Origin of the sequence: Sinomonas atrocyanea (assembly GCF_030811715.1) — a bacterium.
In the GTDB taxonomy this organism is placed as follows: Bacteria; Actinomycetota; Actinomycetes; order Actinomycetales; family Micrococcaceae; genus Sinomonas; species Sinomonas atrocyanea_A.
The window spans coordinates 230,446-246,315 of sequence record NZ_JAUSRH010000004.1 but is presented as its reverse complement, the minus strand read 5'-3'; the positions used below and the strand labels follow the sequence as shown (position 1 = coordinate 246,315).

Genomic DNA, 15,870 nt, shown 5'->3' with positions numbered 1-15,870 from the left:
GGCATCTCCGGCGGGCCGTCCTGGGTGCGGGACCTCAGGCGTCCCCGGTCACGGTGTCACGCCGAACCCGGTGAGCCAGGCCTGGGCCGCCGGGATGTCGACGCGCTGGTACCCGTCGATGTACCGGCAGTTCGAGGTGAGGCCGTAGCTCGTGACGCCCACGATCGCGCCCTGGTAGAACACCGGTCCCCCCGAGTCGCCGAAGCACGTGCCGCCGGTGCCCTTGGTGTCGTTCGGGTTGCCGTTGGCCTGGAACACCTGCGGGGCTACCTTCTGCAGCGGCATGTCGACGTGGCGGCGGATGAGCGGGTAGCTCATCGGGGTCGGCTTCTGCGGGCCGGAGTCCGGCTTGCGGACTTCGGTGCCATAACCCACCGCTGTGACGAGGGTCTTGGGCACGTCGCCGGGCCGGATCGCGTCGAGCGTGCCGGCCGCGGCTATCGGATAGGTGGGCAGGCCTGCCGGTGCCGGAGCATCCAGCACCACCACGCCCACGTCGTTCCAGTTCTTCATGTCGGTGAAGTCGGAGTAGCCCGGGTGCGTCCGGGCGGTTCCCGAGACCTTGCCCGCGAGGTCCGCGGCCGTGTACCCGACGCTGGGGTCGGCTGCGGACGGCAGGACGCCGGGGGCCGGCTGCTCCGCGACGACCGAGCGGAAGTCCACGTAGACCTTGCCGACGGTGCCGGAGGTGCAGTGCGCGGCGGTCAGCAGCACCGTCGGCGCGACGAGGGCCGCCGAGCAGCGGTATCTGCCGGTGCCGTCGTAGAAGGCGATCATCGCGACGCCCGGGTGGGTGTCGCCGTCGGCGGTTCCGCCGGTGCTCGCCTGAGCGGGCGCCGCGATGAAGGCCAGGCCGAAGGCCGTGGCCAGAGCCGCCACGAGGGCAGCGAGTTTCCTGTGCATGGTTCCCCTTTCACGTGCACGGGTGCAGTGCACGTGAAAGGGATTCTTCATGATGGCCACAGGCCTGTGAAGGGCCGGTCAGAGGATCGGCCGGGAGAGGACGAGCTCGCGCTGGACGGCGTCGCGGTGCGCGTCGATGCGCTCTGCGTCGATCCGGGCGAGGCCGAGGGCGCGCAGGGCGCGGCGGATGCGATGGGCCACGGGGGTCACCTCCTCATCGGGGATCTGGGGCCGCGGGGACACGGTGGCGGACGACGGCGCAGGGGCCGCGTCGCGCTCGGCGGGCCGGGCTCGGGGGTCGGTCGAGGGCAGGGTGCGCGAGGGCATGGGAGCTCCAGGGCAGGGGGCAGCGCGGAGGGCGCGGCCGGGGCGGATCATCGCGGCGGGCGACGAAAAGGGCAGGCGTTAGGGCGGAAAGGAATAAGGCGTCGAATTCCGCAGCACAATTCGCCTGCAGAGAATGCAGGGGAATTGGCGGCCCAGAATGACCCGCGGAATATGGAGGGTCCGCGGGACGTGCCGCCGTCGCGGGGCCCACTGGGGGCGTCAGGGACGGCGGGGGAAGAGAAGCGTGGCGGCTGCCCCGGACGGCTGTGAAGTCACGTCGGGGTTGCTGATCACTCCGCGGCGGGCCTCAAGCACCAGTCCGGACGCGCCACCTACCGGGTGGCGCTCACGGACGAGGTGTGGTGCAGAGGCCTGCTGGCCGATGGATCAGGCGCCGAAGGCGCCAAAGACCGGCAGGAGGCCGCGGCGACGGCCCGTCGCAAACGCAGTCCAACCACGGTTGAGAACCTTGGTGATCGTCATCGGTCCAGCCTCCTTCTTCTCCAGTAGGTCTTTGGGCAACTGCTTCGGGAACGGCCCGAAAAGGCCGTGCACCAATAAAATACCCATTGGTCCGATAAACCGCAAGCGGAAAAACAGGAAGTTCTGAAAGAATTCCCAGTCAGCCGCGCGGGGCTGACGTCAGAGCCCCCATGCCTCGATAGCGGGCGTCCTCTTGTCCCAGCCGAGGCGGCAGGCCTTTGCCGTGCCGAGCACGAAATGGCGCCCCGCGGAGGCGGGGAGGCCGAGCCACCGGGCGGCGAGGATCCGGCAGAAGTGTCCGTGGGCCACCACGAGGGCGTTCTCGACGCCGGCCGTGCGCACGCGCTCGACGATCCTGTCGGCGCGCTGGCCGACGTGCTCGAGTGCCTCGCCGTTGGGCACGCCGTCCTTCCAGATGAGGTAGTCGGGGTTCTCGGCACGGATGTCGGCGGACCGGACGCCCTCGTAGTCGCCGTAGTCCCACTCGACGGCGTTGGGCTCGGGCTGCGCCTCGGGAAAGCCGGCGAGCTCCGCCGTCCGGCGTGCCCGCACCAGCGGCGAGGTCAGCACGAGGCCGAAGTGGACGCCGTCGAGCGCGCGGTGGGCGGCCCGGGCCTGATCCTCGCCGACCGGGGTGAGCGGCAGGTCGGTCAGCCCGGTGTACTGCCCGCTCCTGGACCATTCGGTCTCGCCGTGGCGCAGGAGCCACAGCCGCGTGAGACCGAAGTCCTCCATGCCCGGAAGGCCCATCCCGTCCACTAGTGCTCCTTGCTCTCGACGCTCTTGACGTTCTCTGCGGCCGCTGGTGCCGCCTCGGGCTGCCGCGCCCACCACTCGAGCAGGCGTTCCCTCGCCTCCTCCTCGGAGGCGGGGCCGTGCTCCATGCGCTCCTCGAGCAGGAACCTGTACGCGCGGCCCACGAGCGGGCCCGGGCCCACGCCCAGGATCGCCATGATCTGCTGGCCGTCGAGGTCCGGGCGGATCGACGCGAGCTCCTCCTGCTCGGCCAGCTCCGCGATGCGCCGCTCGAGGTCGTCGTACGCGAACGCGAGGCGGTCCGCCTTGCGCTGGTTGCGGGTCGTGACGTCGGAGCGGGTGAGCCGGTGCAGGCGTTCGAGGAGGGGGCCGGCGTCGGTCACGTAGCGCCGCACGGCGGAGTCGCTCCACCCGGCGTCGCCGTATCCGTAGAAACGCATGTGCAGCTCGACGAGCCGTGCCACGGCCTTGATCGTGTCGTTGTCGAAGCGCAGCGCCTTCATGCGCTTCTTCACGAGCTTCGATCCCACGACGTCGTGGTGGCGGAAGGTGACCCCGCCGGCGGGCTCGAAGCGCCGCGTGGCCGGCTTGCCGACGTCGTGCATCAGCGCCGCGAACCTCAGCACGAAGTCCGGGCCGGGCACGGGGCCGTCCGGGTCCGTCTCGAGGTCGGCGGCCTGCTCGAGGACCTTGAGCGAGTGGTGGTACACGTCCTTGTGGCGGTGGTGCTCGTCCGCCTCGAGGCGCAGCGCGGGGACCTCCGGGATCACGTGCTCGGCGAGGCCCGTCTCCACGAGCAGGTCGATCCCCGTGCGCGGCTCGGCGCCGTTGACGAGCTTCACGAGTTCGTCGCGGACCCGCTCGGCCGAGACGATGGCGATCCGCTCGGCCATGCCGGCCATCGCCGCCCGCACCTCGGGGGCGACCCCGACGCGCAGCTGGGAGGCGAAGCGGGCCGCGCGCATCATGCGCAGGGGGTCGTCCGAGAAGGACAGCTCGGGGGCACCCGGCGTCCGCAGGATCCCGGCGCGCAGGTCGGCCAGGCCGCCGAACGGGTCGACCAGGGTCAGCGTGGGCAGGCGGAGGGCCATCGCGTTCATGCTGAAGTCGCGCCGGCCGAGATCGGCCTCCAGGCTCGTGCCGAAGGCCACCTCGGGCTTGCGGGAGTCGGAGTCGTAGGCCTCGGCCCTGTAGGTCGTGACCTCGATCTGGTGCCTGCCCTTGCGCAGCCCGATGGTGCCGAACTCGCGGCCGATGTCCCAGTGGGCGTCCGCCCACCCCTTCACCACGGCGAGCGTCTCGTCCGGCGTCGCGTTCGTCGTGAAGTCCAGGTCCGGGGAGGTGCGTCCGAGGAAGAGGTCGCGCACGGGGCCGCCCACGAGGGAGAGCTCGAACCCCGCCTCTGCGAACCTCCGCCCGAGCTCCAGGACCACCGGGTCCACCTCGAACCGGGGCCCCTGCGCTGCCGTGTCATCTGCTGCCATAGTCCTTAAAGCTTGGCAGATCCCGGCGCGTGCGCGTTCCGCACCCCCGGTGCCGTCCCGGTCGGGGCTCGTTGGTTAGAGTGGACTGCATGGTCATCCCGTTGCCGAGCGATCCTCAGAAGAGGAGGAGTGCGCCCCTGCCGTCGGCCGTCGGGCCGCACATCGCCCCGGCCGGGCACGCCTATCCTTCCTCGCTCCCCACCGTCGAAGAGGTCTCGGCAGGCGGAGTCGTCGTCGACACGGCGGACCCCAACCTCCCGGTGGCGATCATCGCCCGCCTCAACCGCGGCGGCCGCCTCGAATGGTGCCTGCCCAAGGGCCATCCCGAAGGCCGGGAGTCGAACGAGCGCGCAGCGATCCGGGAGATCAGCGAGGAGACGGGCATCTCCGGCGAGATCCTCGCCCCGCTGGGCAGCATCGACTACTGGTTCACCGTCACGGGCCACCGCGTCCACAAGACCGTGCACCACTACCTCCTGCGGGCCGTGGGCGGGAACCTGACCATCGAGAACGATCCCGACCACGAGGCGGTCGACGTCGCGTGGATCCCCATCTCGGAACTCACCCGGCGCCTCTCCTTCCCGAATGAGCGCCGCATCGCGGACCTGGCCCGCGAGGTGCTGCCCGAGCACCTTCTCTCGTGAGGCAGGCCGTGGCGTCACCCAAGTCCGCACCTGCCTCCGAGGCCCGCTCGAGCGCGATCATGGCGGCCGGCACCCTCGTCTCGAGGGCGCTCGGCTTCATCCGCTCGTGGATGCTCATCCTCGCCCTCGGCCTGGGTTCGACCGTCGCGGACACGTTCGTCAACGCGAACAACCTGCCGAACCTGATCTTCCTGCTCGTGGCCGGCGGCGTGTTCAACTCCGTCCTCGTCCCGCAGATCATCAAGGCCAGCAAGGCCGCAGACGGAGGCGCTGACTACATCAGCCGACTCCTCACGCTCGGCGTGATCGTCATGCTGGTCCTCACGGCCGCGGTCACGGTGGCCGCCCCCTGGGTCATGCAGCTGACCACGTCCGGGTACAGCCCCCAGCAGCTGGCCCTCGCGACGGTCTTCGCCTACTGGTGCCTGCCGCAGATCTTCTTCTATGGGCTCTACGCCCTCCTGACCCAGGTGCTCAACGCGCACGGGGCGTTCGGCCCGGCGATGTGGGCGCCGATCGTGAACAACATCGTCGCGATCAGCGGCCTGGGCATGTTCGTGTGGATCTTCGGGGCCAACCGGAGCAATCCGCACAGCCTCGACAACTGGACCGGCTCCCACACCTTCTTCATCGCCGCGGTGTCCACCATCGGCGTCGCGATCCAGACGGCGCTGCTGTTCATCCCGGTCCTCAAGCTCCGGCTCGGCCTGGCGCCCCGCTTCGGCTGGCGGGGCGTGGGCCTCGGGGCCGCGGCCCGGCTCGGGATCTGGACCCTCGCGACCACCGCGGTGGGGCAGCTGACGTTCCTCTATGTCATGAAGGTCGCCTCGCAGCCGGGCGCCGAGCGCGAGCGGCTCCAAGAGGCCGGCAACCCCCTGTGGCAGCAGGTCCCCGGCAACACCGTCCTCGAGATCGCGTCGCAGCTGTACCTCCTGCCGCACTCGATCATCGCCCTGTCCCTCGCCACGGTGCTCTTCAACCGGATGACCGAGGCGTCCCAGGCGGGCGACCGGGCCGGGGTCCGGGAGGCGCTCTCCCATGGCCTGCGCACCATGGCCGTCGCAACCGTCTTCGCCGCCCTCGCGCTGTTCGCGCTGGCGGCGCCGCTGGGCATGTTCTTCTCCGGGGGCCGCGCGTCCGACGGCGTCATGCTCGCCCAGACCCTGAGCATCCTGGCGCTCAGCACGCCCTTCATGAGCGCGAACTTCATGATGGCCCGCGTCTTCTACGCCAAGGAGGACGCGCGGACCCCGTTCAAGATCCAGCTGTGGCTCGCGATCCTCAACGTGGTGGGCGCCTTCGCGATCCAGTTCCTGCCGCCGCGGTACATCATCTTCTCTATCGCCGGGCTCTACACCGTGGGGAACATCCTCTCGGTGGTCCTCAGCAGCCACTACCTCCGCCGCCAGCTCGGCCACCTCGACGGGCCCACGGTCGCCCGCTCGTACGTCCGGATGGGCTACGCGGCGACGGGCTCGGCCGTGGTGGGCGCCCTCGCCGTCGGGCTGCTGGGCGGCTACAACCCGAGCGGCTTCATCTGGAGCTCCAACTGGGCGGCACTGGCGGCGATCGTGATCATCGCCGTCCCGATGCTCGTGGTCTACTTCGTGCTCCTGCGGCTCTTCCGCGTCACCGAGGTGCAGGACCTGCTCGGCCCCATCCTCGGGCGCCTCGGCGGCCGGTTCAGTGGCGGCGCCGCGCCGTCGGCCGCTCCCGCGCACGACGCCGGCGCTGCCGCCGGCTCCCGCCCGGAGCCCGCCGAGGAGCCCATCACCGCCGCGCTCAGCACGCTCTCGGACGATACCGGCATCATTCCGCGCATCTCGGGCCAGTTCGATCCCGTCATGTATCGGGCCAGACCGGCCACAGCGCCTGTCGAGAGGATCCCGGGCCGGCACACGTTCCAGGGCCCTCCCGGAGAGAATCCGCACTTCCCGGACGATTCGGATCACCGCCGCCCCGAGGCTTGACAGCCCCGTCCGCTAGGATCACTAGCAGCACAAGCGCGGCCACCGGTCGTGCCCGCGCCAGCGACCAGGAGGTATCCGTGGCCCAGTCCATCGACGTCGGCACCGTGCTCGGGGGGCGGTACAAAGTCACGTCTTCGATCGTGACGTCCCACGAGAGCGATCTCGTCCTCGGCGGCGTGGACCAGGTCCTGAACCGGCCCGTGAGCATCCTCGTCGCCGGGCCCTCGAACGCCGACCAGCTGGCCCAGAGCGCCCGCGAGGTGGCCATGGGCGAGCGCCACGGTGCCGTCCAGGTGCTGGACCTCGGAATCAGCCACGGGTCCACGTACCTCATCACGAACCACACCTCGCCCGCGGACCTGCTGGACCTGATCGTGCCGCAGGAGACACCGTACGTCGAGCCGTTCTTCACCGACACCCTCGGCAGCGAGATCTTCGGTGAGTCGCGGTCCCGGGAGCCGGAGACGTACGACGGCATGGTGGACCCCGGGCGTCCCGACCAGTACATCCGCTACGACGACTACGGCCAGCCGGAGCACCACGAGGGTGACACCGCGCGCGGTGGGGCTGCCGGCGCAGCTGCCGCCGGTGGGGCTGCGGGTGCGGGTGCGGCTGCCGCCGCACGGCAGGAGCACCAGCAGAGCGAGCCCGGCGGGCTCCGGCCCGGACAGGGCAGCCCCGCGCAGGGCCGGTCCGCCCAGCCGCAGCCGCGCACGGCGCAGGGGGGTGCCGGCGCTTCCGGAGTAGTCCCTCCGCCCCCGCAGGCCCCTCCGCGGCCGGCGGGCAGCCCGTCCTCGTCGGCCGATACATCCACTCAGTCCTTCGGAGCCGCGGCTCCTGGTGCCGCTGCTGCCGCGGCGGGCGCTGCGGCGAGTGCCGGTGCCGAGCCGGCATCCGAGACCGCCTCCCCCAAGGTCACGCCCTGGTCCTCCGCCGGGAACCGGGACTCCTCCGGGGACGTCCCGACGGCGGCTTCCCCGCAGCAGCGGCCCGCCGCGCAGCCGCAGCAGCGCCAGCCGGAGCCCTCCGCGGGCGCCGCACCGTTCCTGCCGGCGGCGGTCAGGCCGTCGTCGCCCGCCAACGAGGACGTCGACTACGAGGACGACGAGTCGACGCGGCCGCGATCCATGCCGTGGCTGGTCGGCGGGGTGCTCGCCGTCGTGCTCATTGCCGCGCTCATCTTCGCCTTCACCACGCTCGGCGGGCTGTTCCAGCCACAGGGGGGAACAGCCAACAGCACGAGCCAGCCCAGCCAGCAGCCGACCGCCAGCCAGGAGCCGAGTGCGTCCGCCTCGGCCGAGCCCACGGCCCCTGCAGCGCCGCCGGCCATCGACTCGGTCACCCGACTCAACCCGCAGGACCTCTCCTTCGCGGACTCGTTCGACAGCAGGCTCCCGCTGACGTTCGACGGGAACACGGCAACCTACTGGTCCGACATGGAGTTCGCCCGTGAGGACTGGGGCGGGTTCACCAAGAGCGTTGCCCTCTCGGTCAAGCTCACGAACCCTGCCCAGGTCAAGCAGGTCACGCTCATCCAGTCCGGAGGATCGGGCGGCAACCTGAGCATCTACACCAACAGCCAGCCGAGCCTCAGCGGTGCAACCCTCGCGGGCACGACGTCCTTCACCGGGCCGCAGGTGTCCGTGCCCGTCAGCGGCACTCCGACCGCGCAGTACGTCATCATCCAGATCAACGCGCTACCCCGGCTCTCTGCTCCCAAGACGCAGTACCCGTTCGGACTGCGGCTCGCTGAGATCAAGGTCGAGTAGCGGCCGGTCGCGACGCAGCCTCACAGGGCCCCGGGCGATGCCCGGGGCCCCTGCTGCTTCCCCGACGTGTGACCCACGCTTGGGATGCAGCCGGGCCGGATGGGTACCCTTGGACCAGACAGCGTCCCGGAATATCGATATCCATCGGCGTGTTGTGGATGCTGACGCCAACCGTTGTTTGCCAAGGAAGAGGTACGCACTCCGTGAGCACTGCAGAGACGAGCGCAGAGATCCGCGACGTCATCGTCGTCGGTTCTGGTCCCGCGGGGTACACCGCCGGCATCTACACCGCGCGAGCCAACCTGAATCCGTTGATCTTCGCCGGTTCGGTGACCGCAGGCGGCGAGCTCATGAACACCACCGAGGTGGAGAACTTCCCCGGCTTTCCCGAGGGGGTGCAGGGTCCTGAGCTGATGGACAAGTTCGAGCAGCAGGCCTCGAAGTTCGGTGCCCAGATCGAATTCGAAGACGTCGAGTCGCTCGATCTCCAGGGCGAGGTCAAGACCGTGACCCTGGCCAGCGGTGAGAGCTACAGGGCCCGCACCGTCATCATCGCGACCGGCTCCGCGTACCGCGAGCTCGGCCTCCCGAACGAGAAGCGCCTGTCCGGCCATGGGGTCAGCTGGTGCGCCACCTGCGACGGCTTCTTCTTCAAGGACCAGGACATCGCCGTGATCGGCGGCGGTGACTCCGCCATGGAGGAGGCGCTGTTCCTCACGAAGTTCGCCCGCTCCGTCACTGTCGTGCATCGTCGCGATAGCCTGCGCGCGTCCAAGATCATGGCCGACCGCGCTCTGGCGCACGAGAAGATCACCTTTGTATGGAACTCCGAGGTCGCCGACGTGGTTGGCGGCGACAAGGTGACCGGCCTGCGCCTGCGCAGCACCGTGGACGGCACTGAGTCCGAGATTGCAGTGACCGGCGTGTTTGTGGCCATCGGAAACGATCCGCGGACGAGCCTGGTCAAGGACGTCCTCGAACTCACTCCCGAGGGCACTATTGCGGTCGAGGGAAGGTCCTCCAAGACCAGCATCCCGGGCGTCTTCGCCGCCGGCGATGTTGTCGACCCGACGTACCGCCAGGCGATCACCGCAGCCGGTTCGGGTTGCGTCGCCGCGCTCGACGTCGAGCACTATCTGGCCGACGTCGAGGCCCGTTCCCTCGCAGCCCAGTCCTGAGACCCCCTAGAGATCGGATCAGAAGAGATGAGCAACGCCAAGAACGTCACCGACGCCGAGTTCACTGACAAGGTCCTCATGTCCGAGAAGCCTGTGATTGTGGACTTCTGGGCTGAATGGTGCGGGCCGTGCCGCAAGCTCGGCCCCATCCTCGACGACATCTCGGTCGAGTACGCCGACAAGGTGGATGTCGTGAAGGTCGATGTCGACAACAACCCGAACATCGCTGCGGAGTACGGGATCACGTCGATTCCTGCCGTGTACCTCTTCGAGAAGGGCAAGGTCACGGGCACCGTCATCGGCGCGCGGCCGAAGCAGTACTTCGAGAAGGAGTGGAACGAGGTTCTCGCGAAGTAGCTCTCTCGCGACCCTGGCTCAAGGGGAGGACGTGGTAGACGCGTCCTCCCCTTTTCCTATGCCCCCAAGAATGCGAAAGTACGCCACGGCGGTCGACGTTTCACGTGAAACAGCTCCGGACCACGACGCCACACTTTTCCCGCGAGGCCTGCACAGCCGCAGGAGGGGAATCAGCACGAAAGGGGAAAGTCTTCCGGCGCCGGTAGCTACGCATAGGGCTCCATCTCTGTCCCCCGGCACGGTCGCGAGGGCAAAGCATGCTGGGCATGCATGCTGTCTCGTCTCTGCGCTCGCAAACCGGGATCGCTCAGCGGACAGAAGGCTACCGGGTACGCTCTACTCACTCGCACTTCCACATCGGGCAGCTGGTACGACGACCTATGTACGCTAGGGCGCGGGCAGGATCGCAGTGCCGCTGCGCGCCGGGCGCGTTGTTTCACGTGAAACATGCCCTGCCGGTTCGCGCTGTATTGGATCACCTCCCACCCCGCTGCACGCGCGCATTAGAGCCAGCTGGCAGCGTTCAGAACCGCAAAGTTGAGCCGAGACCGCCCGCTGGCCAAGCGACGACGCCCCTTTGAGCCACGCCAATGATGCCCATCGTGGTTCTGTGCGTAATGGATCCGCGCACGATTCGGATGCTCAAAGATGCGTTACCCTGTTCCCTCACTACCCCTGCCACGAGCTGCGGCGGAACCAGCGGCCGCGAGGCAATTTCCACGAGTGGCTGCCGCTATCCCCCTGGTCTACATCGCACAAAGGAGTACGTCGCTGCGTCTCGACCGTGGACGGGGGAACCGCTCGGCGGAGCTCCCGGCTGTGGCCCCCAGGATTGCCCTCGGCAGACAGGCACAGAAGCTGCCCTGTCGACGCCATCATGAGGCCATGGAACGCAATAGATCGACTGGGTGTACTCGACAGCGTGACCTCTTGGAGCGATCCATTGGGTCTAGGCCCCACAGGCCACCGGTCAGCTCCTGCCCACGGCGCCGTGCTGCCGCCGACACGGCGGCCTTCCGATCGAGAATCTATCGTGACACTCCAGGACAACGATGAGGCGGGCAAGACGACGAGGATACCGGTCGCAGCCCGGTCTGCGGCAGGACCTGCCCTACACCACCCGCGCGGGCCATCATGCAGCGCCTTCGTTCGCAGCCCGCCTGCTCGGCAGCCCTCATTTGCCGGCTGGTGCGAGGGGTGTTCCTGCGCTGGTGCTTCGCTCACGAAGGGTGTCCACGGTGCCAGGGGGGTCCGCTGATTCGCGATGGAGAGGGCATGGCACCAAAAGGACGGGCCTGTTGACGCGCACTTCGCACTGACAGAACGAACCGCCCAGGAGGTTTCACGTGAAACTTCATCACGCCCTTGCCCTTGCCTAGGGGCCGCTCACCGCGAGGTCGTGCGCAAGCCTCGACAGTTATCCACACCACAGGCTGACTGACTGGTCGTTCTCCACAGCGTTATCCACAGCCGCTATCCACAGTTGGCTGCCCACGGTCCAGCCAGCTTCGGCAATCCACAGGCACGCTGGGTCGGAAGCCGCAGCGTCGGGTCTGGGTGGCGGCCCTTATCGAGGTACCCGGGGCGAGCAGAAGCGGAAGTCAAGCGACATCGGCGCCGTCTGCGGTGCCAATCTTGGCGCGATATTCGTCCTGATCTCGTCTCATTTACTGCGCGGTCGCTGTAGGGCGAGCGGAGCGAGTACGGCACCAGCCATCTCCGCCGCTTCCCGGCACGGAGATACCCAGTGTGGTCGGCACCCATCGGAGGATCCCGGTGCCTGCGCCCTCTTTCGTGAGCAACGGAGGTGCCGAGAAGTGGTGCAATCCACAGAGTTTATCCCCAGTGTTATCCACAGGCCGCGATCGGAACTGCCGCGGCCACGCACAGGGATATCCACAGGGCTGTCGCGGCACTCGGACATTCTCGTGTAGATCGCGTGCCTCAACTGCGGCAAGCCACGACGCGCGTGAGCGATCCACAGCCAGCCTGTCTGGCAGCCTGTCTAGAGGCCGGCTAAACCGGGCGCCACGAATAGGTACTGGACCGTGCCCTGGCTTGTTCCCTGCCCAACCTCGCTCGATGATCGGTGTGCCCCTGGGCCGCGCGCCGCTCCAGTCCCTGCCTTGTGGCGAAAACGCCGGCTGGAGTATAGATCGGCGACTCTTTCCAGCCCACCGCCGGAGGCCGAGGGAGCGACCCGCCGCCAGCCCGGTTCCCGCTGTCCACGGGCTGTGTGACCCCAATCCGCTTCAGCTATGCCCGATGAGAAGCGAGGCTCCCTCTTCCGCATCGTCGGACGGGTCGCCTCTAGACCGTGGTCAAACACTGCGCCTGCACATCTCATGTACCCACCGGACTCCGGACGCACGGCCAAAGACCGAGCATGTTTCACGTGAAACACAGTGTGTTCGACAGTCGCGGCGGTCAATCTCGGGAGGCGCACTGGGGACATGCGACGCGCCCCAAAGCACTCTTTGACGCTGGCAGGGCTCATGAGATGCCGCCGAGGCTTCCCCGCCGGGAGCCACGGGTCGGGAGCCTTCGCCGGCCCTGGTAGCTGCCAGCAGGGCGCCCCGAGAGATCGGCATCGTACGGAGCCGCCACTCATCGCGGTCCACCGATAGCTGTCGAGGCTCCCGATGATCGCCGCGCAGGCGTGTAGACCGACCTGGGCGGACGAATGTGGCGACTTATCGGTGCGAACCTAGGCTCGTCCACGTCGACCGGCCGCCACAAGCCAGCCAGCCGCGTCATGGCGCCAGCCTCCTAAAAGACGTCGACGCGGCAGCTTCACGTGAGTCTCTGGTGCGATGGGCGGACCAGAGGAGCCGAGCGTTTCACGTGAAACGACCCCAGAGAGAACAGTCGAGCTCCGCGTCTCGGACCGCGTCATGGGGACGGCCCGTCAGTGAGCTCTTGCAGTTGTGGGGCGTGATCTTGCACCAGGTCGCGCGGTGGCCTGCCGCGGCCGGCATTGAGCGTATATCGCGGCATCCACACCCGCACGGCGTGGAGCGCACGCGCATGGCTCGTGGCCACGTGCAGGCATCCAGCGGGGCCGCCCATACCGGAGAAAAACTCTATCGATCCCACGAGATCCCTCGGCTGATCGCCGACGCGCGGCTTGTCGCACCCTTTGCGCTGCGATCGATTTCTCATGACCCGCACTGCTGACAGAAGATACTCGCTTCAACGCTTACGAGACGAGCTCAACGTCCATCGCTCAAGCCATCGAGACTCGGCGCCGAGCGACAATCCGCCCCAGCAGCAGCGCCGACACCGCCTAGTTGGGGCCATTTCGCCTTTGGATTCAGACAATGCGCCCCGCCCAGTAGGGATCGCGCCAGCGGATCCCTTTGCCGCACCGCGGTTTGCTCTTTGGGCCGTGAGCTAATGGCGAGCAGAGCGGGACGAAAGCCCCGCCGTCGCGGTGGTGATACCCGTCAACAACGTGATCGGGCCAAACATCACGCGAGCCCACGCGGGCGGTACCGGCACTGTCGGTGTGCGTTCGGTACTCTCCCCGGAGAAGGCCACCTCAGCCCAGGCACACGCGCCCACGGTTCAAAGGCCTCCGAACGCAGCCTGTTGGTGCCATTGCAGAACGAGGAAGGGGCCCGTTTCACGTGAAACGGGCCCCTTCCCCAGCTCATCCCTCTAATGCATCTCAGCGATGAAAGACTACTCTTCTTCCGGGCTGATGAGGGTCATGATGCGGTTGAGGTCTTCAACCGAGGCGAACTCGATGCTGACCTTCCCCTTGCGCGCACCGAGGGTGATCTTGACGTTGGTGTCGAGGCGATCGGCCAGGCTCGACGCGAGGAAGTCGAGCCGCTCGTGACGCGCATTGTTCCGAGTCGAAGCGCGCCGCGCCTCTTGGGGCTCCTGATACAGGGCGACGGCCTCCTCGGTGGCCCGCACAGACAATCCTTCGGCGACGATCTTCTGGGCCATCCTCTCGATGGCCGCGTCGTCAGGCAGAGAGAGGAGCGCCCTGGCATGGCCAGCACTCAGTACACCCGCAGCAACCCGCCGCTGCACGAGCGGAGGAAGGCGCAGAAGCCGGATGGTGTTGGACACCTGCGGCCGCGAACGGCCCAGACGGTCCGCAAGCTCTTCGTGCGTGGTTCCGAAGTCCTCGAGGAGCTGCTGGTAGGCCGCGGCCTCTTCGAGAGGATTCAGCTGGCTCCGGTGGAGGTTCTCCAGCAGAGCATCGCGCAGCAGTGCGTCGTCACCGGTGTCGCGGACGATCGCGGGAATCGCGGTGAGTCCAGCCGCCTTGGCAGCGCGCCAGCGGCGCTCACCCATGACAAGTTCATAGCTTTCGCTACCGGATTCGGTTGACTTCCGTACGACGATGGGCTGGAGGATGCCGATCTCCCGCACGGAGTGCACGAGTTCGGCCATGTCCTCTTCATCGAAGACGGTGCGAGGCTGCTTCCGATTGGGGTGGATGTCCTCCACGGGGACCTCAGCGAACTGGGCTCCCGGGACCTCAACGAGGTCAAGTTCATCCTCGCCCTGCGCGCGCTTCGACCGACCGCGCGGCGCCTTGGCTACCGGCTGCTCAGCCTCTGCCGAGTCGGCGCCCGAGCTCGCCTCCGCAGACGACGAAGACTTCAGAGCGGCTTGGCTTCCGCTGCTGTCGGCATGCTCCTCGGCGGCTGCCTCCGCCTCTGGCGCGCGGGATTCCGCCTTCTCCTGCGGCTCCTGGCCGGTCCGCCGTCCGCTATCCGGGAAGAACAGGTCGACAGGGCGTGACGGAGTCGCCGAGCCGCTAGCCGGGGCCGTGCTCGGGATGAGGGCTCCTAGGCCCCGGCCCAGTCCTCGGCGCTTCTCGCTCATAGCGGTTTCCTCCCTTGAGCCCGTTCGCCCGGGCACTGGCTGTTCACAGGTGGTGCGAGACTGGTGACCCGCCAACGAGCTAGCGTTCCGCGATCTCGGCCGCGGCCTCGAGGTAGGACAGTGCACCCGTCGACGTCGGATCGTACGTCAGCACCGTCTGCTGGTAGCTAGGTGCTTCCGAGATCCGGACAGAGCGCGGCACCACTGCCTCCAGGACCTGATCGGGGAAGTGCTCCCGCACTTCCGCCGCCACCTGGGCCGCGAGGTTCGTACGGCCGTCGTACATGGTGAGGAGAATCGTTGAGACGCGCAGCTCGGCGTTGAGGTGCTTCTGAATCATCTCGATGTTCTTGAGCAGCTGGCTCAATCCCTCGAGCGCGTAGTACTCGCACTGGATCGGAATCAGCACTTCGGTCGCCGCACAGAAGGCGTTGACGGTGAGCAGGCCGAGGCTCGGCGGGCAATCGATGAAGATGTAGTCGAGGCGCTCCAGCCCCGCCTTCTCGCGCTCCGCGGCATAGTTGTCGATGGCGCGGCGCAGGCGCTGCTCGCGGGCCACCAGCGAGACGAGCTCGATCTCGGCTCCCGCGAGGTGGATCGTCGCCGGCGCGCAGACGAGGTTCTGAACGTCCGGGCACGGGGCGACGACGTCTTTGAGTGGGGCATCGTTGATGAGGACGTCGTAGATGCTCTCGACTTCAGAATGGTGTTCGATGCCGAGTGCTGTCGACGCGTTGCCCTGAGGGTCGATGTCGATGACGAGGACCTGCATCCCCGCCGAGGCCAGGGCCGCAGCGATGTTGACGGTCGTCGTGGTCTTGCCGACCCCGCCCTTCTGGTTCGACACGGTGAAGACGCGGGTCCGCTCGGGACGGCGGAGCGTGCGTCCGCTGAGTCTCTCGCGGCGCCGCGCCTCGCTCGCGAGCTGGCTCGCGATCGGGCTGCCCTCGTCGAGGTTCTGCAGGAAGGACTGGGCATCGCCCTTCGGCGCAGCCAAGAGCTCGGTCGGGACCGACGGTGGCTGGGGACCGGCTTCCGTGGTCCCGCCGGCCGTGGCGCGCGCAGACCCCAGCGTCAAAAAGGGAGGTATGCGCTGGGCCGACGTCTCGCCACTGGTCACTGTCAACTCACTCTCGATTCGCGTCGATTGC

At 68.1% G+C, this 15,870-nt stretch carries 11 protein-coding genes; 5 read left to right on the top strand and 6 right to left on the bottom strand.

The features are described 5' to 3' along the window. Positions 1-48: 48 nt before the first annotated feature. The 4 genes from J2W21_RS09210 to J2W21_RS09195 form a co-directional block, all read right to left on the bottom strand. A complete protein-coding gene (locus J2W21_RS09210) occupies positions 49-903 on the bottom strand; it encodes a S1 family peptidase (protein ID WP_307114196.1) in 855 nt (284 codons plus the stop codon). 78 nt (positions 904-981) lie between these two features. Continuing rightward, complete coding sequence (locus J2W21_RS09205; RefSeq protein WP_307114195.1) at positions 982-1,230, bottom strand: hypothetical protein; 249 nt, start codon at positions 1,228-1,230, stop codon at positions 982-984. 642 nt (positions 1,231-1,872) lie between these two features. Continuing rightward, on the bottom strand, positions 1,873-2,463 hold the full coding sequence (locus J2W21_RS09200) for a histidine phosphatase family protein (protein ID WP_307114259.1): 591 nt from the start codon (positions 2,461-2,463) through the stop codon (positions 1,873-1,875). An 8-nt stretch (positions 2,464-2,471) separates the two neighbouring features. Beyond that, positions 2,472-3,953: a CCA tRNA nucleotidyltransferase gene (locus J2W21_RS09195; RefSeq protein ID WP_307114194.1), complete on the bottom strand. Its 1,482-nt coding sequence runs from the start codon at positions 3,951-3,953 to the stop codon at positions 2,472-2,474. A 137-nt stretch (positions 3,954-4,090) separates the two neighbouring features. On the opposite strand from J2W21_RS09195, the gene J2W21_RS09190 reads away from it, so the two are divergent. The 5 genes from J2W21_RS09190 (at position 4,091) to trxA (ending at position 9,871) form a co-directional block, all read left to right on the top strand. Next, positions 4,091-4,597 (top strand): NUDIX hydrolase, encoded by a 507-nt coding sequence (locus tag J2W21_RS09190; protein ID WP_066502983.1) that lies wholly within the window; start codon positions 4,091-4,093, stop codon positions 4,595-4,597. Positions 4,598-4,605: 8 nt separating this feature from the next. Beyond that, positions 4,606-6,567, top strand: coding sequence for a murein biosynthesis integral membrane protein MurJ (gene murJ, locus J2W21_RS09185; protein WP_307114193.1), 1,962 nt, complete (start codon positions 4,606-4,608; stop codon positions 6,565-6,567). A gap of 77 nt (positions 6,568-6,644) precedes the next feature. Continuing rightward, on the top strand, positions 6,645-8,336 hold the full coding sequence (locus tag J2W21_RS09180) for an ABC transporter substrate-binding protein (protein WP_307114192.1): 1,692 nt from the start codon (positions 6,645-6,647) through the stop codon (positions 8,334-8,336). A 203-nt stretch (positions 8,337-8,539) separates the two neighbouring features. Next, on the top strand, positions 8,540-9,514 hold the full coding sequence (trxB, locus tag J2W21_RS09175) for a thioredoxin-disulfide reductase (RefSeq protein ID WP_307114191.1): 975 nt from the start codon (positions 8,540-8,542) through the stop codon (positions 9,512-9,514). Between the two features lie 27 nt (positions 9,515-9,541). Beyond that, positions 9,542-9,871, top strand: a complete 330-nt coding sequence (gene trxA, locus J2W21_RS09170; protein WP_066501726.1) for a thioredoxin — start codon at positions 9,542-9,544, stop codon at positions 9,869-9,871. A gap of 3,684 nt (positions 9,872-13,555) precedes the next feature. Here the strand turns inward: trxA and J2W21_RS09165 are convergent. Together J2W21_RS09165 and J2W21_RS09160 are read right to left on the bottom strand one after the other, a co-directional pair. Next, positions 13,556-14,719, bottom strand: a complete 1,164-nt coding sequence (locus J2W21_RS09165) for a ParB/RepB/Spo0J family partition protein (protein ID WP_307114190.1) — start codon at positions 14,717-14,719, stop codon at positions 13,556-13,558. A gap of 79 nt (positions 14,720-14,798) precedes the next feature. Continuing rightward, complete coding sequence (locus tag J2W21_RS09160) at positions 14,799-15,716, bottom strand: ParA family protein (protein ID WP_373423095.1); 918 nt, start codon at positions 15,714-15,716, stop codon at positions 14,799-14,801. Positions 15,717-15,870: the final 154 nt, after the last annotated feature.

Excerpts from the sequence above, each read along its gene's own strand:
- J2W21_RS09195 (WP_307114194.1), bottom strand. The coding sequence starts at position 3,953 with ATGGCAGCAGATGACACGGCAGCGCAGGGGCCCCGGTTCGAGGTGGAC.
- J2W21_RS09205 (WP_307114195.1), bottom strand. The coding sequence starts at position 1,230 with ATGCCCTCGCGCACCCTGCCCTCGACCGACCCCCGAGCCCGGCCCGCC.
- trxA (WP_066501726.1), top strand. The coding sequence starts at position 9,542 with ATGAGCAACGCCAAGAACGTCACCGACGCCGAGTTCACTGACAAGGTC.
- J2W21_RS09210 (WP_307114196.1), bottom strand. The coding sequence starts at position 903 with ATGCACAGGAAACTCGCTGCCCTCGTGGCGGCTCTGGCCACGGCCTTC.
- J2W21_RS09165 (WP_307114190.1), bottom strand. The coding sequence starts at position 14,719 with ATGAGCGAGAAGCGCCGAGGACTGGGCCGGGGCCTAGGAGCCCTCATC.
- J2W21_RS09200 (WP_307114259.1), bottom strand. The coding sequence starts at position 2,463 with ATGGGCCTTCCGGGCATGGAGGACTTCGGTCTCACGCGGCTGTGGCTC.